The 23,331-nt window shown below is 45.5% G+C and carries 14 protein-coding genes and 1 tRNA gene; 5 read left to right on the top strand and 10 right to left on the bottom strand.

Annotated features, from left to right (window positions below):
- Nucleotides 1–164: 164 nt before the first annotated feature.
- From AXF23_RS02000 to AXF23_RS01985, 4 genes are read right to left on the bottom strand one after another with little or no spacing between them, the layout of a single operon-like run.
- Nucleotides 165–473: a helix-turn-helix domain-containing protein gene (locus AXF23_RS02000; RefSeq protein WP_107624126.1), complete on the bottom strand. Its 309-nt coding sequence runs from the start codon at nucleotides 471–473 to the stop codon at nucleotides 165–167.
- Nucleotides 461–2,527, bottom strand: coding sequence for a bifunctional DNA primase/helicase (locus AXF23_RS01995; protein WP_107624125.1), 2,067 nt, complete (start codon nucleotides 2,525–2,527; stop codon nucleotides 461–463). Before AXF23_RS01995 ends, AXF23_RS02000 begins: the two co-directional genes overlap by 13 nt.
- Entirely contained in the window at nucleotides 2,524–2,922 is a 399-nt protein-coding gene (locus AXF23_RS01990) for a hypothetical protein (protein WP_107624124.1), read from the bottom strand. The genes AXF23_RS01995 and AXF23_RS01990 overlap by 4 nt, the downstream gene beginning before the upstream one ends.
- A complete protein-coding gene (locus AXF23_RS01985; protein WP_006045148.1) occupies nucleotides 2,909–3,388 on the bottom strand; it encodes a hypothetical protein in 480 nt (159 codons plus the stop codon). Before AXF23_RS01985 ends, AXF23_RS01990 begins: the two co-directional genes overlap by 14 nt.
- Nucleotides 3,389–3,825: 437 nt before the next feature.
- Here AXF23_RS01985 and AXF23_RS01980 point away from each other — a divergent pair.
- Nucleotides 3,826–3,899 (top strand) — tRNA-Asp (locus AXF23_RS01980).
- A 505-nt stretch (nucleotides 3,900–4,404) separates the two neighbouring features.
- Here the strand turns inward: AXF23_RS01980 and AXF23_RS01975 are convergent.
- The 6 genes from AXF23_RS01975 to AXF23_RS01950 all read right to left on the bottom strand — a co-directional run bounded on the left by AXF23_RS01975 (nucleotide 4,405) and on the right by AXF23_RS01950 (nucleotide 14,604).
- Nucleotides 4,405–4,581 (bottom strand): hypothetical protein, encoded by a 177-nt coding sequence (locus AXF23_RS01975; protein ID WP_233251215.1) that lies wholly within the window; start codon nucleotides 4,579–4,581, stop codon nucleotides 4,405–4,407.
- Nucleotides 4,582–6,288: 1,707 nt separating this feature from the next.
- Complete coding sequence (locus AXF23_RS01970) at nucleotides 6,289–7,356, bottom strand: BACON domain-containing protein (RefSeq protein WP_107624123.1); 1,068 nt, start codon at nucleotides 7,354–7,356, stop codon at nucleotides 6,289–6,291.
- A 2-nt stretch (nucleotides 7,357–7,358) separates the two neighbouring features.
- On the bottom strand, nucleotides 7,359–8,636 hold the full coding sequence (locus tag AXF23_RS01965) for a DUF4302 domain-containing protein (protein ID WP_107625764.1): 1,278 nt from the start codon (nucleotides 8,634–8,636) through the stop codon (nucleotides 7,359–7,361).
- A 158-nt stretch (nucleotides 8,637–8,794) separates the two neighbouring features.
- Nucleotides 8,795–9,682, bottom strand: coding sequence for a zinc-binding metallopeptidase (locus tag AXF23_RS01960; protein ID WP_107624122.1), 888 nt, complete (start codon nucleotides 9,680–9,682; stop codon nucleotides 8,795–8,797).
- A 12-nt stretch (nucleotides 9,683–9,694) separates the two neighbouring features.
- Complete coding sequence (locus AXF23_RS01955; protein ID WP_107624121.1) at nucleotides 9,695–11,278, bottom strand: RagB/SusD family nutrient uptake outer membrane protein; 1,584 nt, start codon at nucleotides 11,276–11,278, stop codon at nucleotides 9,695–9,697.
- 11 nt (nucleotides 11,279–11,289) lie between these two features.
- Nucleotides 11,290–14,604 (bottom strand): SusC/RagA family TonB-linked outer membrane protein, encoded by a 3,315-nt coding sequence (locus tag AXF23_RS01950; protein ID WP_107624120.1) that lies wholly within the window; start codon nucleotides 14,602–14,604, stop codon nucleotides 11,290–11,292.
- Nucleotides 14,605–16,457: 1,853 nt separating this feature from the next.
- Here AXF23_RS01950 and AXF23_RS01935 point away from each other — a divergent pair.
- The 4 genes from AXF23_RS01935 (at nucleotide 16,458) to pfkA (ending at nucleotide 23,269) form a co-directional block, all read left to right on the top strand.
- The gene (locus AXF23_RS01935; RefSeq protein WP_107624118.1) at nucleotides 16,458–17,051 is read left to right on the top strand and encodes a TetR/AcrR family transcriptional regulator; all 594 of its coding nucleotides are present in this window, start codon (nucleotides 16,458–16,460) and stop codon (nucleotides 17,049–17,051) included.
- Between the two features lie 6 nt (nucleotides 17,052–17,057).
- On the top strand, nucleotides 17,058–19,472 hold the full coding sequence (locus tag AXF23_RS01930) for a TonB-dependent receptor (RefSeq protein WP_107624117.1): 2,415 nt from the start codon (nucleotides 17,058–17,060) through the stop codon (nucleotides 19,470–19,472).
- A 26-nt stretch (nucleotides 19,473–19,498) separates the two neighbouring features.
- Nucleotides 19,499–20,689: a YncE family protein gene (locus AXF23_RS01925; RefSeq protein ID WP_107624116.1), complete on the top strand. Its 1,191-nt coding sequence runs from the start codon at nucleotides 19,499–19,501 to the stop codon at nucleotides 20,687–20,689.
- A gap of 1,602 nt (nucleotides 20,690–22,291) precedes the next feature.
- A complete protein-coding gene (gene pfkA / locus AXF23_RS01910; protein WP_089365620.1) occupies nucleotides 22,292–23,269 on the top strand; it encodes a 6-phosphofructokinase in 978 nt (325 codons plus the stop codon).
- Nucleotides 23,270–23,331 lie beyond the last annotated feature (62 nt).

The following is a 23,331-nucleotide window of genomic DNA, read 5'->3' as shown; positions in this document are numbered from 1 at the left end:
ACCGCAAAGGTACAAAAGACTTTACTAATTACAGTCGATTGGTTGAATTATTTTCCCAAAAGTAAACTAATAGTTGACTTGCAGGATAATATTTCAACCATAGTGAAAAAAAAAGAATGAAATAAAAAATGAGCATTTCCAATATACTTGTATAGAACTGACTTCTACCACCCTTCTCGCTTCCGTACCATTTCATCTATCTCTTCCCGAAGGAAAAGTAACCTGCCATTGGCTTTAAGGTAGGGAATTTTTCCTGCCCAAACCCAGTTGTATATAGTCTTTTGTTCCACCTTCAAAATTTTGGAGACATCTATGATATCCAAGTATTCGGGTTTCAATGGAGGGTGAATGGTCGTATCTACTTCCTGTTCCCGTAGGACAAGCAGACGGTCGAGCTTGTCTTCCATATTCTTCAGTTTATCAAACAGGCGTTTCTGCCATACATTTTCTGGCTGTTGATCTAAGTATGGCATAATTCTCCTTTTTGATAATTCCCACTTGTATCTTGTATCAAAATATGCTGCTCTTTCATATAGGCAATATATTTCTTTGCAGTTCTGTCCTTGATTTCCATTTTGCGCATCAGAACCTCACAAAGTTCTTGGTAAGTGAGCTTGAAAGAATTTCGGAAGGTTTCTTTGACAACGGCAATGAGTTCATCAGTCTTGCGCTTTTCCTTGTCCTCTTTAGACTTCTCGCCACGATAGACGTGCATGTCCTCAGCCTTATCCCAGCCGAAAAGCATCATCGGTACGTCCAACGGACTTCCGTCACGGACTTTCAATGCCTTTACGACCGAGTATTCAGGATTGTCGTCCTTTTCTATGGAGAGAATGCCCGCCGCCTTGCGTTGAAGTTCCGATCCTATATGCCCACGTAGCTTTATACCATTAGGCACAAAATGAAGCACACAGATGATGCAAGTATTGTATATTCCTGCTAATCGGTAGAGTTCATCAACAATGGCTATACTTTCCGTTTCATCGTTGGCGGAACGTATTAAGTCGGCTATACCATCTATTACCACAAGATGAATACCTCCATGTTTGTGGTAAAACAAATCCATACTCTCACGGATAAGTTTCAAGCGGTCCTTGCGTGAGAGCGAGGCTAGATATAGGGAATGGTAAAACTTCGGCACATTTTTCAGTGAAGCGCGTTGTAAGGTTTTACCCAAGTTTTTATGCAGTTGTGCCTCGGACTGTTCCGTATCGTAGTGTAATACCGCCAAGCCGTTAGGGTTGGGCGTAATTTCCAATCCCAATGTCCTCTCGGCAGGTAACCGTTCTGTTCCTAATGTCCCAGTAAGAATGGCAGCCACATAATTACTTTTGCCAGTTCCTTCGCCCCCTGTAATACAAAGCAGATTATCCTGCGTACCCAGCGGCACACCATTTACTGCTACGATGGACTTTGAAGCATCAGGAGGATTCTCATAGTCTATTTCACATGATTGTAGCATCATAATTGTATGGGTATATATACTTGACAGCTTGTCTGTTAACAAAGAAGTTAAATCCTTTGCCGTCTTTCCCAAAGCAAAAAAATCAGAAATGTCCTTTTCGGTTTTTGTTCCTTGCAAAGAAAGACTCAGACAAAATACATGGTATGGTTCCAACTGCTTGGCCTGCCTCTCTGCTTCTCTTAATCCGGTTTCATCCGTATCATAAAGCAGAATGATGTGTCGAAATCTTAGTTGCAGACTTTCGATAATAGGCTCAGGGATGGAGGCTGTTTCACTATTGAAACAGATTGCATTAAAATGGTGCGAAGATAATGACAATACATCTTTCTCTCCGCCAGTGATAAATAAAATATCCCCTTTACTTGGTAGCTGTTCAAAACCAAAGATATAATCCTTCGATTTATTCCCTCCATAAAGGAACCGTAACTTGCTGTTTGGGCGGTATATCTTGACAAAATCGCCCATTACATAACAAAAGATAGGTTCATTCTTAGTAGAGGTTAGACTAAAAGGATTCCCTTGATTGGAAATTGTCTCATAACGGAACAGTGACTTCACATGATATTTTTGTAAAACCTTGTCAGTTATTCCATAACGTTGCCAATAGGCGATTTCGTCTGCCCTGAAAGGTTGTTCGTATAGCTTAAATATCTTTTTCTTTTCGGAAAGTTCTTCTTTTACATTGGTTGATGTTGAAGAAACAAGACGAATATCCTTGAAAGATTTTGTTTTTCTATTCTCTTCAGTCTTAAAATCCATGGTGATATTGAGATTTAAATCCTGTATGATAGTCAATAAGACTTTCTTGAAATCCGATCGAACATCGAGACCAAGCATCGTTGCTGCAAACCAAAAGCAATCACCCGAATATGCCTCGTTCCCAAAATCCTTCATGCGGTAGCATTGCGATTTTGTATCAAGGTAGATGTTGCAGGATGCCCGTTTGTCCTTATAAAGTGGATTCCGGAAATTCCGTTTGGGAACGAAATCAATCGGCATATAGAAACAAAAAATTTCCAGTCCCCTGTTTGTGTGTTCCAATATCTCTTCCTTAATGTTCATAGCTCCTCAAACGAAATTTGTGAGTCTCCCATATATCCTTTTAGGATACCGTCCTTGTAAGCATTGAGCCTTTGAAGAGCTTCCACTCTACGAAAACCTTTGAAGGAAGCACGTCCCGTCTTGATTGCAATATATAATCCTTTGAAAGGATAGACCACATGATTGCAGGAAACATAACGATAAGGGATTACCTGACTGTCTCTCCATCGTGCCAGTGAAGCTCTGGATATACCGAGAAGGCGCAATACATCAGAAGAGTTCAGTTCAATCTTTTCTTCCAAAACAACATAATTCTGTTTCAGTTCAAGAATGAAGCCTGCAATTTGATCTATACTTTCTTTCAAGGAATGTATCTCTTCCAAAAGAGTGGCAGAAAGCATGTTATTCTCTGTCATTATGCATCAGTTTTTTAATAAGTTTCTCAATAGCTTCCATCATATCTCGAAATTCAGACATATTATTTTGTTTTTTTACTATACGGTTGGCTAGAAATATGATATGCTGAATCATTCTTTTGTGATCTACATGACAGAGCTTGTTCAATAAAAAGATGAGATCTTCTTTTTCAATTGTAAAGAAACTATGGTCTTTATCTTCAGTGGTATGCACCAAAGATTCTATCATTCCTTTGGGAAGATGCAAAAGAAGCACATCCATATCGAATGCGGAGGCACATTTGGTATAGGTCTCAATTCTCAAATCCGTCTGCATCTTACAATGTTTCCTAAAATTGGAATACTCCATACCGGCACCTTGGGCTCGCATCTTGCTGTTATCGCAAGAAGACAGCATGGTTTCAAGAGTGGGAAGCACGATAAATAAGCGTCCCTCTCCCTTTTGAGGTATCATCTTCTTATCCATTTTGTGTATTAAATTGATTTCCAAGTGCAAAGTTCTAAAGAAATAAACCTTTTTTTAGAATATTAGATTGCCAATGTTGGTAATATAATACCATTTGCAATTTTAATTGCTTTTCTACGGCATAGACCATCAGTGCACGGTGCAAGTCCCTTTTATATATAAGGACTTGCACCGTGCACTGAAATTGTAGCCAGAATTTTTCTAAAAGATTTTCACTCAAATATTTGGCAGTAGTTCATTTTTTATGTACCTTTGTACCCGAAATGACATAGCTGATGTCAGGAGAGCAAATTATTTAAGTACTCTCAAAATACTCTATTGAGGCTACAAATTGGCTACATAGAAGAAAGAGAGTGATAAAAATAGTTGTGATACAGAGTGTTACAGAAACAAGTTCGAGTTTCGTACGCACCGCTGAAACCCCTTCTGTAATGCTTGGTGCGTTAGTTCAGTTGGTTAGAATGCCTGCCTGTCACGCAGGAGGTCACGAGTTCGAGTCTCGTACGCACCGCTTAAACCTCGGTATTTACCGAGGTTTTTTTTGTATCCTCTCGAGTCTTAATCTTGTATGTGTAGAATCGAACTCTGCCCTAATAACAGTAATATTCACCGTCCACTTGTCTGTTGATGTGTATAAGTGCCGACCCAGAACAGCCGCTTGTAGCTGTAATCATTATAACCCACTTGTAGCATGAAGTGTATGAGTGGGAACCGCCCCCAGCCCCTAACGCCTCATTCAGAATACTGCCTCAGAACGGAGGCGACCGCCTGATGTAATTCCGATGAGTGCCTGTTTATGGCTACCGAACAAAAGGCTTAAGGCGTTGTAACCCTAATCAAGTTTCATGAAAAACGTGTTCAGAACGAAAAAGGCACCTCACAAAGGTTGAATAAAGCCGTCATGTATTCCAATTCTTTCCAATGTTTGCAGAATTGGAAAGAATTGACAACGATGCTTCCTACACTTTAGAGAGTATTTCGTCTAAGCCATCTCCTTTGATATAAGCCCTTTTCACCTAGTTTAATGAGATTTCCGAGACAATGTTCTCACCTAACAGACCGATGATATCCGACTTGGCTGTCGTTGGACTAACACCGAATTTAACCTCCAAGTCTTTGATGGTCACCATTGCAGTGGGTTCATCAGCAAAGAGCTTGATAATCTGTGCTTGCCGCTCATTAAAGTTCCCCATGCGCAGGAAAAGACTTGCCGCTTTCTTCTCCTCTTGCTTCCGCTTGAAAGACAGAATAACCGAGGACAGGGGAGACAGGGTAAGGAAGACAGGGTAACAGAGTAAGACAGAGGTAACAGATGGGGTGGTTTTTAAGACAGAGTAACATGAGGACGGGAGGAGACAGGGTAAGGAAGACAGGGTAACAGAGTAAGACAGGAGTAACAGGCGGGGTGGTTTTTAAGACAGAGTAACATGAAGACAAAAGTAACAGGTGGGTCGTTTTGAAGACAGAGTAACATGAGGACAAAAGTAACAGGTGTTTTTTTTAAGACATAATGACATAATGACAAAGTGAGAATGACATATTTTTTCTCACAGAGAACACAGAAGAACAGAACACACAATGTTTCACAGAGACATTAAGTCAACCGATTTCACAGAACCTTACAGCCATCTTTGGCAGTAACGTTCTGTGAATTCTGTATGCCGGAGGCGTTCTGTGGGATCGAAACAGTGCGCAAAAAGGTTCTGTTAAATCTGTGAGATCTGTGAGAGAAAAAACTCCCCTATGTTAGAGAAAATACTCCCCTCCGTGAGAGAAAAAACTCCCCAAAGACTTACTCCATGATTACTTCCACCTTTTAGAGGAATTAGAAAGACGGTAAAATAGCCTTACATAAATTCAATTGAATTACCATCTAAAAGGTAGTGTGATATCCCTTAAAATTGAGATTGTAACCCTCAAGAAATCAGAATATTACAAGTTGCGTTTGAGAACATGCCCTTCTTGCCTCAAGAAGGGCGTGTTCTGCATGCAAGAAGGGCATGTTCTCGAATGGAGAAGAGGCTTTTCTATTTCTGTAAAAGGGGGAGTACAGTTGACGAGTAGACGAGTTTACGAGTTGACAGGTTAATTGATAGTGTGGGTGAGGAGGCTGTTAAAGTAGACGAGTAAACGGGTTTGTGGGTTGATGGCTTGGGTGTTCAAGTTGACAAGTAAACGGGTTTGCGAGTAGAAGGGTTAATAGATAATGTTGATGAGAAGCAGTTAAAAGAAAACGAGCGAGCAAGTTTAGAAACTCACTCACTCGTCAACTAAAATATGTCAGTATATTCTTTCGCTTTTCGCAAGCAACTTGTAAACTCGTCAAACAGGTCAACTTGTTAACTTGTAGCACGTCCACATGTTACTTTGTCTTACTTTTATCCTGTCACAGCAGGCCCATGGCAGACTCGTTAACTTGTTAACGTGTTACTAATCTCCGTTCCTTTGTTACTCTGTCTAACCATTCCCTTGTCTGTCGAGACAGGTCCTCATGTTACTTTGTCTTACTTTTATTCTGTCTCAACAAGCAACAGGTCAACTCGTCAAACTCGTAAACTTGTCAACTTGCCATACGTTTCAGTCTACGTTAGAGGCCCATGGCAGACTCGTTAACTTGTTAACGTGTTACTAATCTCCGTTCCTTTGTTACTCTGTCTAACCATCTCCTTGTCTACTGAGACACGTCCGCATGTTACTTTGTCTTACTTTTACTCTGTCTCAGCAAGCCCATGGCAGACTCGTTAACTTGTTAACGTGTTACTAATCTCCGTTCCTTTGTTACTCTGTCTAACCATTCCCTTGTTTACTGGGACAGTTCGCATGTTACTTTGTCTAACAAATACTTTGTCTTTACAAGCAACTGGTTAACTTGTCTACTCGTCAACTCGTCAACCAATCAATCAATTTGTCTTTTCTATTGTCGGCTCCACATAGACCTCCCCGATACCACGGTAGGCCCCCATGACAGGCTTAGAATCAGAGAAACGGTTCCATCCGTAAGAAGAGAAAGTCTGCTCAGACGCCAGCTTCTGGTACTCTTTGAAGCCCAGCTTACCAGCATTGTCAATAGCCAAGAAGATACTCTCCTGCGTACCATTGATAGCCGTCTCGTGCTCCTTACTAAAGTCATCAGCCACGATGACAGAGATGTAGTATTCGTAAACCCCAGTCTGCACCTCATGCTTAAAGACCACCTTACCATTCGTCATCTTAAAGCCCTTGCCCGGAATAAAGTCTACTGGCCACGTGTATTTATTGTCGACAATGAAGTTCGCCTTATTCGTTCCTGTCGCTTCAATGCGTACGTTAGACGTCTTGCGAACCAAGTTACGGTTCGCGTCACGCATCTTCGCCGTCTGAACATAGTCGCCAACGAAATCGGAGAGAGCAGCCTGTACCACCTTCAGCGAGTCGACCAGTCCTGCAGCCTTTGCTATGACCCATCCCACACGTGCCTTACCCGTAGTGTTCTCCGTCGCCTTCACGGTCAGTTCACCACTCTGTTCGTCCACAGAAAGCCAGTCGCCAGTTGTCGTATAGGTCACAGGCAGGTTTGCAGTAGCAATCATAGTCTTCTGCACCGCCTTGTCGTCAGTGTAGATATCCTGCCCCGCAGGGAGTCCAAAGGTGATACCCTCCTGTTGAACATTCAGTGTGATAGAGTCGCCCTGAGCGTTCTTAACGACCAAGAGCGTGTTACGGCTCTGTGGACTCGTATTCGTTGTTGCTGTCAGGAGGAGCGTCTCAGCCTTCTTCGTCACCGTCAGCCAGGCGTCTTGAGCGTAAGCCTTGGCCGGTTCAGACGTCATCTTCACCTCCTTTGTACCCCCGACGACATTAAAGGCCGTCTCCGCCTTCACGACATTCAGCCCAGCGGCATACTCCGGCAGTTCGTTCTCATTGTTGCTGCAAGCCGTTCCGAGTACGGCCGCAGCAGCGATCATGAATAAAGAAATATACTTTTTCATCCTTAATTAATTTTCGTCATGTATTGAATATTAGGTAGCGTGAAGGCATAGACATAGTTGCCTTGTGCGTCAGTGACCGGTTGGAGGTCTTCGCCGTAAGCCACTCCAAAGAAGGAGTCAACCGTGTGACCCGTTATCTGTCCACTGTCTTCAGCCTTCGCACGCTCCATGTCGTCGTCCCAAGTGAAGAACAGACTACCCGTTCCTTCACCAAAGAGTTTACCCTCCTTAGCGGATGCTGGGATCAGAAGAATACCTGCCGGATACTTATAAGTAGGGTCGGTAACAGGCTGTCCCGGCAACTCCAAGTGGCCTGTGGCAGGGTCGTAGGTGAGGAGAATCTCGTAGTTGACGTTATTGAGGTTCAACTTTCCCTTCAGTGTATTAGCCACCGTGCCCCTCTCCAAGGTAAGTCTGATACGTTTGCGGAGGCTCGTCTTGAGTTGCCACTCACCTATCCAGAAGTCGATATCCTTATGGCTCTTCGGCAAGAACTGTATGATTTTGAGGTCGTCCTGCGTCAGCGAGTGGTCTTCCTCATTCCATGTAAAATGCTGATACTTCTTGTTCTTGATGACAAGCGGTTGACGAAGTACGATACCCGTATTGGTGGTACAGTATGGCATCGACCATGTAGAGTCGCCAATGGTGACGTTGAGTCGTCTCACCTCCTGCGTCAGTGTGCCCTGAGCGAGGGTGTCATTGCCCAAGACAAAGTCGTAGGTCTCGACGTTCATCCCCTGCATCACCGTGGCAAGACCGAGCATGTATTCCTCCCAGTTAGTACCCTTAGGCAGACGAGTGAGGAGCATCTCGTTGTGCCACTTACGTCCTTTAAGGAAGATACTATCGTTTGTTGCACGGAGAATAGAGAACTCATAGTCGCCTTGCGCACCGTCAGGACTACCCAACCAGGTCTCCGCCAAGGGGTGAATGACAGCGTTATAGCCATTGAAAGAGAGTGTCGGACCGAGGTCTTTCACGACATCGTAGCCCGAAGTAGCTTGTGCTTCGATATCCTTCACATCGCCCATAGCGGTCACGTTGCCGTTCTTGAACTTCAGTAACAACGTATATCCGCCATAGCTATAGTTCTTACCTGTGTAATACTGCATCACCCATCCGTCGTCAGCCGACTCTAAGAGTGCTTTGTAATCGGCAACTTTCTTCTCTATGCGGTCGGCCGCTGGGAGGTCGAAGGTGGTCTTATCGTCATGCAGACACGACTGCAGAGAGAGCGTCAGCATGATAGCCATGAACAGTAAATATACCTTTTTCATTTGCTTATCCATTTCCTTTTATTGGGTCAGTTGGCCTTGTCTTCTCGGCAGCCGTGGGCCGTCTTGTTTGCCCATCGGCAGTCCCTTTGTGGGAGAGGAGGCTAAGGTCGTAACCCCTTGATTGTTAGTTTATTGATAATATACGTACAACACCATTCTTACTCCAGCGTGTTAAGGTCGAGCGAACCAATCTTCCCACCTCTACGGAGGATAGCGTTGCGCAGCAGTTCGATGTCTACATTCCATGAATTACTCATGTATTCACGTATCATCTTTAGTTTTCTGTTGATGATAGAGCCACCTTTATTACCCGCATTGCGCATGATAGTGGCCCAATCCTGTGGTGTACTCGTCACGTAGATAGAGTAGAGTTCGGCGATGTCCTCGGCAGGGTTCTCCATAGAGTAGGCCGAAACAAATCCCATACTCTGTGCCTTTTTATCAGGGATAGAGGTCCAGTTGCCACTAACATAGTCCGAACGAGAGATATTATCATACGATTCATCGTACGGCTTCTTCTGGTTCAAGATGTGCATAAACTCATGGTGCATGGTATGGAAATAGTAGTTTGTCATACTACCATAGTCCTTCAGCTGGTCATCAGTGAGTGCATTGACCTTACCGAGACGCACCTTATATCCGCCCTCAGCACTACCGATGACCTCAGTGCGATAGCGTGTGTAGCCAGGAGTACCCGTGACAACGATGATACGTGGCGAGTTCTCTTTGACAAAGTCAAGTCCAACGGTCTCTGCATAAGCGTCAAACCACATGTACTTCGTGAGGATAGCCAACTTAACCGACTTTGCTGAGTCGGCCGGAACAAAGTTATAAGCTTGGTCGGTCTCCTCTGTCTTGAGTCGATACTGAAACTCTATGTTATAAGGCATGGTGTAGTTCTTATACAACCACTGGTCGAATGGGTTGCGATGCACGGGTGCTGTCGAGAAGATAGAGTCGCCTTCAATCTTGTCATCGCTACATGATGACAGTAGCACACCACAGCCTACAAGTGCGGTAACGACCAAATATAAATACTTTTTCATAACCTTTCTTTATTAATTATTACGTGGATTAGCTGTGATGCCAGCCGTGATAACGTCTTGAGGCAACTGTATAGCGAGTCGTGGATCACCAGCTTTCATAGAGTCGGTGACGGCTGTCACGTTCGACTGAACGTCTACCTTCCTACGATAGAGGGTTATTCCGTAACGCTTCACATCCTGCAGACGGAGTCCTTCGTGGATGGTCACGAGTCGTTTCAGCTGTAAGAGACACTGCAAGAGAGGCTCTTGTGTTGTCGACTCAATACTGAACGATGGGTGAAGAGCCTTCTTTGGAGTAGGCTTCGTCGGCGTGTAGTAGGCCATTGAGCGATAGAAGTCTTGTATCTCGGCCAGCGTCAACTGCTTCCTATTCTTTGAGAAGACAGATAGCTCACTATTGATGTCCTGCAACGCTTTGGCATACTGTCCTGAGAGGGCATAAGCCTCGGCACGCTCCAAGAGGGTGAGGTCGGTGTTGAAGACAGCATACTCTCCGTAAGGCACACCAATCTCGGCTGTAGCGTCAATCACCTTTGGTACGTATGGAATCTTACGTAGACAATACTTTGACACACCATTATTATATAAGACAGTATAGTTCAGTGTCGAACCGCTGTCACCCCATGGTCCCGGTGCTTGGAGGGTCTCGTTCTTGCTAATCAGCTCTCCGTGGGCATACTTACTACCAGCGAGAATAGGAATACTGATGACTCCCCACTGTGAAGGAACCGTCAACAAGAGGATGTTAGCATTGTCGCTTGCAGCCACGAAAGCGTTTGGCTGTACGTTTCCACTTGGTCCTAAGCGGTTCCACTCAGCCCAGTTACGCAGGATGTCAGTAGGGTGTTCGCCTAATACCTTATTGGCATACATCACCGCTTTATCATACTGTTGAGCATAGAGATAGAAGCGAGTAGCGAAGGCGTAAGCGGCCTGCTTGGTGAAATGGAACTTTGGTTTAGCATACTTCGTACCAACGAGTGATATGCCTTTAAGCATGTCGGCCTCTATCTTCTGGTAGAGTTCGGCCAACGTGCCACGCTCCATAGTGCGTCCAACGACCTTCTCAGGCTGTGTAGGATAAGGCAGTCCTAACTGCTTATCGGCTGTGGCTTTGTCGTAGGCCTGGCAGAAGACGGTTGATAACTGAAACATTGAGAAGGCACGACAGAGCAAGGCTTCGCCCAACTGTGCGCTATACTCCTCTTCAGTCTGCGTGTCCTTAACGGTTTTATCGATGTATTCTATGGCCTCGTTACATGCTGAGATGGCTGCATAGTGGGCCGACCACAGCTGGTAAGGAGTCTCCGTATTGCTGACGTCATCGATGTCTTTCCACTGATAAGCCTGCTCCTGAAATCTATCGAAGGCACTCCACGTACTATGGAGTTGCTCATCAGTATTATCAGAGTACATCTCTGTGAGATAAGCAGGGTGAGCTTGTGGATAAGCACTCACCAAGAGTTGGCTCACTTCCGTAGGCGTTTTAAGGTCCATACGGCTGTCGGGATACTTGTCCAAGAAATCGTTACACGCCGTAAAGGCAAGTGATAACAAAGCTACTGGCAAGTAGGTAATATATTTATTGACTTTCATCTTCGTAAGTATTATAGTCCAAGTTTCACTGTTAACGTAAATTGCTTTGGCATAGGAGATGCTACACCGCCCACATTATAGAACTCTGGGTCTTGTCCGTTGAGGCGCTTGTCGGCATAAAGGAGGAAGAGATTGGTTGCTTGAAGCTTCAAGGCAAGGTTCTTGATCATGCTGTGTTGGAACATTGCAGCAGGGAAGTCATATCCTAAGGAAATCTCTTTCAGACGAATGAAGTCGCCCTTTGCGATACGTACATCGCTGTAGTTATAAGCGTTATAACCCAAGCGCACATTCGTGTTGGCCATATACTGGCTCTTAGAGAGGATACCTGGTACGTTGGTTTCCTTCTCTTCTCCTGATGCCATCCAGCGGTTCTTGAACGCATTCGTCATCGAAACGAGGTCGTTATAACGTGCTCTGAACTTAGGGTCGAGGCGCACGACGTTCCCAAAGGCGTATGTAAAGAAGACGTTCAGACGGAGTCCTTTGTAAGTGAACATATTTCCCAATGATCCTGTATGTGTAGGGTCAGTAGGCCCTTCATACTTTAGGAAGTCTGTTTGTGTACGTTCTTGGAAGTTGATATCATCGGTAGTCACCTGTCCTTTCTCATTGATTACCATAGGCACACCGTCGTTGTTCAGTCCCACGAAAGGTATGGAGAACAGTGCACGAGCAGGATAACCCTTCTTTGCAAAACCGTTACCACTGACCAAGCTCATGACGTTTCCTTGGTTAAAGAGCTTTGTTATCTTCGTCGTAGCATGCGAGTAGATGAAGTTGGTGGTCCATGTGAAGTCCTTTGTACGCATGTTGACAGAGGAGAGACTGAGCTCAACACCATTCGAGTTCATCTCGGCCACGTTGGCAGCTCGTATAATCTCACCACCCAAGCCAGCGGTCACCATCGGTCCTATCTCATCGAAGTTCTTACGTGTATAATAGTCGAATGTGATGCCCAAGCGGTTGTTCCACAACGAAGCATCAAACCCAAGGTTTAGCTCATTCTTCTTCTCATAGGTCAAGGTAGAGTTTGCCAACTCGCTAATCTCAAGTTGTGGCTCTTGGTCTTCAGCGAAGAGTCGGAACGGTGTTGAGGCTGTGAGGATAGCTGTTGAGTTACTATAAGAGGCGTCAGGAGGTGTACCTGTCAGACTGTATGAGGCGCGCAGCGTCAGACGAGACAGTGGTGAGAGCTTTGCAAACCAGTTCTCTTCATGCACATTCCATGCTCCTGACACGTTCCACGTAGGCATCCAGCGTGCACTACGGTTCCTTCCCATCTGGTTAGAACCCTCATATCGCAGCGTACCATTGAATACATAACGTCCTTGATAACTGTAGGTTGCATTGCTGTAGAACGCTACACTGCGAGAGTTAGTAGGTGTGATAGTATAGAAGGTGTTGCCCGACTCCAACGAACGTTTGAAGTATTGATAGATATAGAAAGGTACCATACCCGCATTATAACGTAGTCCCGGACCCTCGAAGGCATTGCGTTGACGCTCGATATTGGTCAGCTCCATACCCCCAAAGAGGTTCATGATATGCTTCTCAGCGAACGTATGACTGTAATTGGCAGTGGCTCTCACGTCGTAATCACTCATGCGGTTATCACCTTTATGATACAGTCCTCCGTAAGGTAAGACGCTCATTGGCAGTACGTAAGGGTTGTCGGGGTCTTTATAGAGATACTTGTTGGCATCACGGATAATACCGTTTGCCATCGCACGATAGGCCAAAGCCTGATTGGAGTCGTCCTTCACATAATGCTCCTGTGTGGAGGTCATATACTTAAAAGCACCCAAGAGCGACAACTCCAAGCCTTTCAGTGGCTTATACTTCAGTTCTAACTGAAAACGAGCATCAAGTGTGTTCAGGTCGATATAGTTATTGTCTAACTCATGGAAGATATTGAATGGCGCATAATTGGCTACGTAGGTTGCCGACGGATCCAGCACTCTTGAGGTGTTGCTGGCGTATGAATAAGGGTTGATATCAAAGTCGCGTTTCACCTCACCACCTACTACGTCGACATCTTGACCTAATGTTCCTGGGGCGCGTTGCTTACGGTAAGCGGCACCACCGATGAGGTTCAACGACAGATTATCAGCCAGATGATGCGTAAGGTTGACGTTGATAGTATAGCGGTTGACGTTACTCTGCTTATACCATCCTGGGTCTAACAATGCACTGAACGACGCATAGTAGTTTGATTTCTGCGTTCCTCCGCTTAAGCTAATAGAGTGACTTTGCATGATGTTTGACGAGAACAGCTCCTTAAACCAGTTGGTATTGCGGAACTCAGCACGCTGGAGATAACGGTTGCGAGCCTCGGTCGTGTTCTCTAAAGCAAAGCGACCAGTGGTTGGATAATACGTGTTTATCAGCTCATACATCTTTCCATAGATGCCATACTCGCTGCCATTGAGCACCTCAGAGAAGTTTAGCCAACCCTTATCGGCCAACTCTCGATAGATACCCATCTGTTCCTTTGAATCGAGAATATCGAAGTTACGATACGAAGGAACCAAACGTGAGGTGAACTCACCCGTATAACTAATGTGGGCCTGACCCTGCTTTCCCTTCTTGGTGGTCACTACAATCACACCAGCCATGGCTCTTGCACCATAGATAGAGGTGGCCGAACCGTCCTTAAGTATCTGAAAACTCTCGATGTCGTCAGCGTTGAGTCCTGCGATGGCCGACGAGATGAGGGTCTCTGGATTGCCCGATGCTAAGTCGTCAGCACCCACGTTAGCGGCGTCTTCCATGATGACTCCGTCGACAACCCATAGTGGTTTGCTACTTCCATAGATAGAGGTAGCACTACGGATGCGTATCTTTGGCGCTGTACCGAAGGTTCCACTGACATTCTGAACAGACACACCAGCGGCCTGACCCTCTAATGATCTACTGATGTCGGCCACACCACTTAGACGAGCCTTGTCGGCATCTACCTTGTCTGTAGCACCTGTAAAGAGACGGCGGTCGGTGCGGGTAAGACCCGTCACAACCACCTCCTTCAGTGCTTGTGTGCTCGACTTAAGCACCACCTTCATGTCGGTAGTGCCCTTCAACGTCTGTGAGACCATACCGATATAGCCCACAGTGACTTGAGGATTAGCAACGTCAGTGGTCAGCGAGAACTTTCCATCGACATCGGTCACTACACCCGCTTTGGTGCCTACGACCATGATGGTGGCTCCGATAACGGGTTGGTTATCTTCGGCACCCACCACGGTTCCCGAAATCTTCGTTTGTGCCAATGCTGTTGAAACGTAGGTTAACAGCATGACAAAACAAATAAGTAACTTTTTACTCATAAACTTTGTTTTTATTTACTCTGGTTTTATTCATTCTATTAGATTGCTCCTTTATTACAAGAAAACTCCTTTCTTATCGCAAGAGGATTGATCAATTTAATTCGTTCCGTTAATCAACTGTTGTATTAATTGTGCAAATTTAATAAAAAAAACTGAGTGTGCAACGAAATAATAGATAGTTTATAAAAAATACAAACATATACATCTTTAGACAGGAGAACACACGGCATGAGGGAGACAGGGTATGGGAGACAGGGTAACAGAGTAAGACAGGAGTAACAGATGGGGTGGTTTTTAAGACAGAGTAACAGAGAGACGGAGGGAGACAGGTGTGATTTTTTAGACAGAATGACATAATGACAAAAGAAGACAGGTGTGATTTTTTAGACATAATGACATAATGACAAAGGGAGACAGGTGTTTTTTTTAAGACAGAATGACATAATGACAAAAGAAGACAGGTGTGATTTTTTAGACATAATGACATAATGACAAAAGAAGAATGACATATTTTTTCTCACAGAAAAACACAGAAGAACAGAACACACAGCATTCCACAGAGACATTAAGTCAACCGATTTCACAGAACCTTACAGCCACCTTTAGCAGTAACGCTCTGTGAACTCTGTATGCCGAAGGCCCTCTGTGGGCTCGAAATGTGCGCCAAAAACCTCCGTGAACTCTGTGCGCTCTGTGAGAGATAAACCTCCCCAGCGAGTTTCGCAAATGTTTTTTTTCTCACAGAGAACACAGAAGAACAGAACACACAGGGGCCCACAGAGACGTTAAGTCAACCGATATCACAGAACCTTACAGCCACCTTTAGCTTAAACGTTCTGTGATATCTGTATGCCGAAGGCGTTCTGTGGAATCGAAACAGTGCGCTAATGAGTTCTGTTAAATCTGTGTGTTCTGTGAGAGAAAAAACTCCGCAGCAAGTCTCATAGGCCTAATCTCATATCGAGGGTACCTTCTTTTTCTCACAGATTTACACAGATGAACAGAACACACGGTATTCCACAGAGACATTAAGTCAACCGATTTCACAGAACGTTACAGCCACCTTTAGCAGTAACGCTCTGTGAACTCTGTATGCCGAAGGCGTTCTGTGGGCTCGAAACTGTGCGCAAAAATGCTCAGTGAACTCTGTGCGCTCTGTGAGAGAAAGAACTACCCAAGAACCGTGTTAGCAGCCCAATAGGGGTAACCTCACATATTACGCCCCTCCCTACGGGGGAGGGGAAGGGGGAGGGGCCGCCGTGTGCTCTGTGAGAGAAATAACTCCCCAGCGTGAGAAAAAACTCTCTATCCCCTTTGCATGTATCCCAACTCGGAGCGTAAAAAACCTTTACATATAACTGAGCCAACTATCCTTAAAATGAGAGGGTGGAGCCTCCTTTGATAGAGTTCATAACCCACAAGTAATCAGAAGGTTATAAGTTGCGTTTGAGAACACGCCCTTCTTGCCCCAAGAAAGGCGTGTTCTGCACGCAAGAAGGGCGTGTTCTCGAATGGAGAAGGGCATGGTCTTGAATGAAGAAGGGCATGTGTTGCCTTGATGACAGGCGAAAATTATTGACAAGCGGGTGAGGAGGTTGGGAGAAAGGGGGAATGAAAGAGAGTTAAGGCTACACCGTCAACCACATTACAACAGAGCGACAGAGACTTAAAATACCTATTAGTAAGTATTGACAAGACCGAAATCTTTGCCTATCTTTGCAGCAAAAGTCGACAGAATGGAGAAACGATTAGAATGCCATAGAACGTCAAGTGGAAGAAAGCGTATTGCAGATTGAATGCAATACGCTTTTTTTTATGAACAAAACAAGACATTGTCCGTTAATAAGACTATTATGAAAACATTAAAAGAAGACGTGCGGAGTAGGATTGTCATGGCCGCCCGCAGTGAGTTTGTTAAGTGTGGTTATAGGAAGACATCGATGCGTACAATCTCGGCTAAGTCTGGTGTTGTGCTGGGGAATATATACAACTATTTTAAGACAAAGGACGATATCTTCTGTGCTGTTCTTCGTCCGCTGCTTTCTGTGATAGGCGAGCGTATGGCGGAGCACAGCAAGGGTGAGCACGAGGAAAAGCGTCTTGACTTCTCTCGACAACGGCAGAAGGAATTCTTATCGAGTATGCTTCGCATCATCTTCTTATATAAGGAGGAGTTGAGGCTACTGCTCTTTGAATCGCAGGGCACCTCCTTAGAGAATTTCCGTGAGACCTTTATCGACGAACAAGTGGCGATAAGTAGGACTTACATGGAGCAGGTGGAGACGAGTGTGTCGCCCCTCTTCTTTCGTATCAGCGCCTCTACATGGCTGACGATTATCGGTGAGATTGTGTCAAGACCCGACCTTCAGCAAGAGGAGGTGAGGCAGGCTCTGACCGAATATATACGCTACAACACGGCTGGGTGGCAGGAACTCATAAAACAATAAGTAGGTATGAAGAGATTAATCCTTATCATAATCGTGTGTCTGTGTCCTCTGCTCGTGGCGGCCCAACGGCTGCTAAGGGGTAAGATCATGGAGAAAGAGACGTCGACTCCTATCTGTGGAGCATGCATAGCAGTCAAGGGAACGAAGCAGAAGACCCTCTCTGACAAGGCTGGCGACTATCAGCTGACGGTTCCCACAGCGGGTGCTTACACGATAGAGGTGTCGGCAGTAGGCTACAAACGGCTGAGGGAGGTCGTTGCAGCGGGTGGTGATGTGACAAGAGACTACTATCTTGAACCCTCATCGACCTCGTTGCGTGAGGTTGTCGTGCGGAGTTCGGCACAGAGTGCAGAGATAAACCAGATACGACAAAGCCCTATGGCCGTGACAGTTGTGGACGGTGCGAAACTGAGAGGACGGTCGAGTAGCATTGAGGAGATACTGACGAGGACATCAGGAATTAAGGTTCGGAAGGCAGGTGGACTGGGTAGTGCATCGCGCATCTCGGTACATGGCTTAGAAGGGAAGCGTGTGGCGGTATATATCGATGGGTTCCCACTGAACAGTCCTGACGGTTCCTTCGATATTAACGACATCCCGATAGACGTCATCAAGTATATCGAGGTGTATAAAGGAATTGTCCCTGCGGAGTATGGCGGAGACGGTTTAGGAGGCGCCATCAACATCGTCACACGAGAAGACGAGTGCGACTTGGTGGGCTTCACACAGGAGTTGGCATCCTTTGGGACGGTGAAGACGCTCGTAAGTGGACAAAAGCTCTTTAGCCGACCAGGGATATTATTTAACGTGGCATTCTTTAAGAATAAGTCGAAAAACGACTATATGATGTCGTGGCCAGTGTTCGAGACCAATCTGCCAGCGTCGGCCTATAGAAAGGTGAGACGTCGGAACGACTATTACGAAGCCAATTTCTATCATGTGGGGATAGGGTTTAGGAAGCTCTACTTTGATAAGTTCGACTTAGAATGTGCCTTTTATCAGAACAAGAAGGGGATACAGTCGCTTAATTTCGACGCTCGTCATGCCTATACAAAAGGGATAAATATCATGCCAAACCTCGTGTTGGAGAAACAAGACTTCCTCGTTAAAGGATTAGATATGAAGTATGCTATCGTCACACCTATCATCCGCTCGAATATGACAGACACCGCCACTACGAGGAGACAATGGGACGGAACCGTCACGCAAGCCGTAGGAGAGACGGATGACAACCTGTTCAACGAGTCGCATGATCGGCAGTTTGAGGTGAGGAGTAAGTTTAACTTGAAATATACACGGGGTCGGCACACTCTTAATCTCAATGACCAATACGCCTACTCGGCTTATACTCCTAAGGACGAACGCATGAAAGGCTATCTTGGCTTTGACCCCAGTGCCTATCCAAGCAGGATGACTGCTAACAACATCGGCCTCAGTCATCTGTTTGTCTCGGCTAATCATCGGTTTCAAAACGCATTGACTCTCAGCATCTACTACCTTAACTCGAGGATTTACAGAACCAGTGACGCACTGGCGAAAGGGCAGGCAACAGACGAGTTAGCACCGAAGCAGACCCGTGTGGAACGGTCGTATTATGGCTTCAGTGAGGGCTTCAGCTATGAACTATGGAAGGATGTGCGGGTGAAGCTGTCGTTCTCGCATAACGTGAGGATACCCGATACGGGCGAACTCTTTGGTAATGGGGTAAGCATCAAACCGTCGGTCAACCTGCAGCCAGAGGTGGGGAATAATCTGAACCTTGGTTTTATCGTCGATAGAAGAGGACTGTGCGGACTCATGAGGGTACAGTGGGAGACGAATTTCTACTATATGATGATGAAGAACATGATAAGACTCTTCCCTGCTGACACACGTTCTATCTATACGAACTTAGGGAAGACAAGGACCATCGGAATGGACACCGACGTGAAAGTGGATGTCACACGCAATGTCTATCTCTACTTTAATCTGACCTTACAGGACATCCGAGACAAGCAAAGATGGTTTAATGACGAACAAGGAACGAGCAACCCTACCTATAATAAGCACGTCCCTAACATCCCTGCCTTCTACTATAACTATGGCATGGAGTACCATGCAGAGGGCTTGATAGGGCGCCGAGAGCTGTCGAGAGTCTATATCGACGTGTCGCATGTGGGCGAGTTTGACTGGGGATGGCAGATGAGTTCGCTTGCAGAGGAGCGTAGGAAATGGCGTATCCCATCCAATGATGTCTTCACGATAGGCCTCCAACAGTCTTTATGGCATAATAACATGTCACTGAGCCTTGAGTTAGAAAACGTCTTCAACAAGGAGAACTACATGGAATTTAAGATGCCTCTGCCCGGAAGAACATTAAAGGCAAAACTACGCTTCAACCTGTTCAGAGACAAACTGGCAGGTGGGGCAATGAGCTTATAATTATTAACTTCTTTAATCAAAACACAATGAAACATTATTTCTTAACCGCAGCTATCATGCTGCTCACGACCGTCGGACTACTATCTTGCGACAAAGACTCATCTGACACACCGCCTACACCGGCCAAGACGGAGATGGGCTTCGTCCATAGTGTTAACATCGGAGACAATACATACGTAAGTGTTTTCAAAGACATGAACGTTGGCTCGCTCAATACCGATAATGCGCTGGTGATGCCAAAGGGTGCTTTTTCCTTCGTATATAAGGGGAAAGTGTATATTACCGACACCGAACACATCTATAAATATGCCCAGAAAGAGGGTAAACTCGTGCAGGAAGGGAACACTATCCTTCTACCCAGTGGAGCGGTAGCAATGTGCATCACCTTCGCTTCCGACCATAAGGCCTACGTCTCTTGTCATGGGTTAGGAAAGGTGATCATCATCGACCCTACCACAATGGAGAAGGTTGGAGAGATTGACTTGGCGGAGTATTCCTTGGGGAAAGCCGTTGGTGACAATAATCCAGAGCCTGCCGCATCTGTCATAAGAGACGGAATACTCTACGTGGCACTTAGTCAGATGAAGTCAGCCTACACCTGTGAGGCGGGTGCTTACGTGGCTTTGATTGACACAAAGACCGATAAGCCAATCAAAGTCGTCAGTGATCCTCGTGTCTCAATGGCTTCTGGTGAGTCGCCAGCCGGCGACCCCTTCATCGATGAGAAGGGCGATATCTACTTTTACTGTGTAGCGATGTTCGGCTATCAACCGGGTGTCAAGGAGGGATTCCTGCGTATTAAGAAAGGAGAAACAGACTTTGATAAATCCTACTGCTTCACCCTTGCTGATGTTAACTTAGTGGGTGTCAAAGGTAATAAGACGTCGTATGCGTACGTGAAGGTCTATGGCGGCAACGGAAAGGTGTATGCTTACCTCAACATACCAGGTGCAGCAAGCAACCCACCAGACTATGTCCACGATAAATGCTTCCAACCTTTCGAGATTAATCTCTACAATATGACCTGCAAGAAGTTGGACCTCTCCGCCACAGCAGGGTGGGCCGCAGCCATCTGTAAGTCGGGTAATGACATCATCTTCGGTATGTCTACTGACGAAGGAATGGGTTATTCCATCTACCATCCAGCCACCTCCACCTACGAGACCCTCAAGGTAAAAACCTCTGGTGCACCGTATGCAGTGCATGAGTTGAGGTAGGATGGGGCCGCTGAACATACTACACTCCCCAGCTTGCCACTCCCCCAAGCGGCCCCTCCCCCGTCCCCTCCCCCAAAGGGAGGGGCGTGATCACCGAGATACCCCTGTATGTCCTCTGTATGTTTAGCAGCTTATCTCCTATCATCAGAAGGCCAGTAGGGGTAACCTCACATATCTTTTCTTCATAGTGGGTGCGTTCTATTTCTCACAGAAAACACAGATGAACAGAACACACAAAGGCACACAGAGACATTAAGTCAACCGATTTCACAGAGCGTTACAGCTAATCTTAGTTGAAAGGCCTCTGTGAATTCTGTATGCCGGAGGCGTTCTGTGAGTTCGAAACGTTGGTTGAAATGTTCTGTTACGTCTGTGAGTTCTGTGAGAAAAAAAACTCCCCAGAGTGTTGTTTGTGTGTTATCTCATACGAGTGGGTGCGTTCTATTTCTCACAGAGTACACAGAAGAACAGAATACACAGCATTCCACAGAGACATTAAGTCAACCGATTTCACAGAACGTTACAGCCACCTTTGGCAGTAACGCTCTGTGACCTCTGTATGCCGAAGGCCTTCTGTGCGCTCGAAACTGTGCGCAAAATGCTCAGTGAACTCTGTGCGCTCTGTGAGAGAAAAATCTCCCCAGCGAGTTGTTTGTGTGTTATCTCATAGAGAGGGTGTGTTCTTTTTCTCACAGAAAAACACAGATTAACAGAACACACAAAGGCCCACAGAGACGTTAAGTCAATTGATTTCACAGAACCTTACAGCCAACAGAACACTCATTCTCAGCCCCGCTCGTTTCAAGAACATGCCCTTCTCCATTCGAGAACATGCCCTTCTACGTCCAAGAACACGCCCTTCTTGATGCTTGATAAGGCCCTTCTTCAACGCAACTTGCAACCTCCTGATTTCATGTAGGTTACAGAGACAGGCGAAACATACATACTGAACGAGAATTTAATATACAAAGACATAATGACATAAAGACATATAATGACAGAAAGAATATGTTGAGTTGTGTTTTTAATGGTTATAGACAGAATGACAGAAAGACATAAGATGACAGAAAGAACATGTTGAGGCGTGTTTTTAATGTTTGTAGACAGAATGACAGAAAGACATATAATGACAGAAAGAACATGTTGAGTCGTGTTTTTAATGGTTATAGACAGAATGACATAAAGACATAGAATGACAGAAAGAACATGTTGAGTTGTGTTTTTAATGGTTATAGACATAATGACAGAGTGACAAAGAATGACAGAATATACACCATTAACAAGGATTTTAATGTACCTCAAATAAGATACAGAGTGTGCAGAACAAGGTATGATACAACCGCATATAGCACCGTAAGCAACGAGCGGCAAGCCGTTAGGGGTATCTCGGTAATCACGCCCCTCCCTACGGGGGAGGGGACGGGGGAGGGGCCGCTTGTTTCTGTGTCGGGTGTTGTGTGAGGGGGGCTTCCTTATCTTCTTTTTCTGACATAATTCACAACTTTTTTTCTTTTCGGCTTTGTCTATATGTATTTATTTGTTATCTTTGCGGATGATTGAGTAGATTTTCGTAAAAAGGGAGTCTAAGACATACATAATGTTATGAGTAAGATAAAGACAATAGGTATCTTGACCTCAGGCGGTGATGCCCCAGGTATGAATGCAGCTATCCGTGCTGTGACCAGAGCAGGCATATATAACGGTTTTGAGATAAAGGCCGTCTATAGAGGTTACGAAGGATTGATAACAGGTGACATAAAGCCTTTTACGACCGAGAATGTCAGTGGCATTATCGGTCAGGGCGGTACGATTCTTAAGACGGCACGCTCAAAAGGTTTCACAACAAAGGAGGGTAGACAGCAAGCATACGACAACCTTGTTAGTCAGGGTATTGATGCTCTGGTGGTCATCGGCGGTAATGGTTCGCTGACGGGTGCTATGTTGTTTGCACAAGAGTTTGATTATTGTTGTATCGGTTTGCCTGGTACGATAGATAACGACCTTTATGGTACGGACAGTACGATAGGTTATGACACGACGATGAACACGATAGTGGAGTGTGTAGACCGTATTCGTGATACTGCCCAGAGCCATGAACGTATCTTCTTTGTGGAGGTGATGGGTCGTGATGCAGGTTTCTTAGCTCAGAACTCGGCTATTGCGAGTGGTGCTGAGGCCGCTATCATCCCAGAAGACTCCACGAATGTCGACCAGTTGGCACGCTTCATGGAGCGCGGCATACGTAAGTCTAAGAGAAGTTGTATCGTCATTGTGTCAGAGAGTCCAAAGTGTGGTGCGATGTATTATGCCGACCGTGTGCGCAATGAGTTCCCTGATTATGATGTTCGTGTGTCAATTCTTGGCCACTTGCAGCGTGGTGGTCGGCCATCAGCTCGCGACCGTATCCTTGCAAGTAGTACGGGTGTTGGAGCCATAGAAGCCATTATACAGGGTCAGCGCAATATTATGGTAGGTGTGAGAAACAACGAGGTAGTCTACGTCCCATTGTCTGAGGCAATCCGTTCAGACAAGCCTTTCGACAAGAAACTCATCAAGGTACTCGACGAGTTGAGTATCTAAGTGCACCACTTCCACCTTATTATATATATAGAAGAAGTAATAATAAAAAAACAAGAAAGATA

The organism is Prevotella sp. oral taxon 313 (assembly GCF_003043935.1).
Lineage (GTDB): Bacteria > Bacteroidota > Bacteroidia > Bacteroidales > Bacteroidaceae > Prevotella > Prevotella jejuni.
The sequence above is the reverse complement of the archived record's forward strand: the minus strand, read 5'-3'. Positions and strand labels throughout refer to the sequence as shown.

Coding starts and splice junctions, on each gene's coding strand:
- AXF23_RS01985 (WP_006045148.1), bottom strand. CDS start 3,388: ATGGATAAGAAGATGATACCTCAAAAGGGAGAGGGACGCTTATTTATC.
- AXF23_RS01925 (WP_107624116.1), top strand. CDS start 19,499: ATGAAACATTATTTCTTAACCGCAGCTATCATGCTGCTCACGACCGTC.
- AXF23_RS01990 (WP_107624124.1), bottom strand. CDS start 2,922: ATGACAGAGAATAACATGCTTTCTGCCACTCTTTTGGAAGAGATACAT.
- pfkA (WP_089365620.1), top strand. CDS start 22,292: ATGAGTAAGATAAAGACAATAGGTATCTTGACCTCAGGCGGTGATGCC.
- AXF23_RS01955 (WP_107624121.1), bottom strand. CDS start 11,278: ATGAAAGTCAATAAATATATTACCTACTTGCCAGTAGCTTTGTTATCA.
- AXF23_RS01950 (WP_107624120.1), bottom strand. CDS start 14,604: ATGAGTAAAAAGTTACTTATTTGTTTTGTCATGCTGTTAACCTACGTT.
- AXF23_RS01935 (WP_107624118.1), top strand. CDS start 16,458: ATGAAAACATTAAAAGAAGACGTGCGGAGTAGGATTGTCATGGCCGCC.
- AXF23_RS01960 (WP_107624122.1), bottom strand. CDS start 9,682: ATGAAAAAGTATTTATATTTGGTCGTTACCGCACTTGTAGGCTGTGGT.
- AXF23_RS01965 (WP_107625764.1), bottom strand. CDS start 8,636: ATGAAAAAGGTATATTTACTGTTCATGGCTATCATGCTGACGCTCTCT.
- AXF23_RS02000 (WP_107624126.1), bottom strand. CDS start 473: ATGCCATACTTAGATCAACAGCCAGAAAATGTATGGCAGAAACGCCTG.
- AXF23_RS01970 (WP_107624123.1), bottom strand. CDS start 7,356: ATGAAAAAGTATATTTCTTTATTCATGATCGCTGCTGCGGCCGTACTC.
- AXF23_RS01930 (WP_107624117.1), top strand. CDS start 17,058: ATGAAGAGATTAATCCTTATCATAATCGTGTGTCTGTGTCCTCTGCTC.
- AXF23_RS01995 (WP_107624125.1), bottom strand. CDS start 2,527: ATGAACATTAAGGAAGAGATATTGGAACACACAAACAGGGGACTGGAA.
- AXF23_RS01975 (WP_233251215.1), bottom strand. CDS start 4,581: ATGGGGAACTTTAATGAGCGGCAAGCACAGATTATCAAGCTCTTTGCT.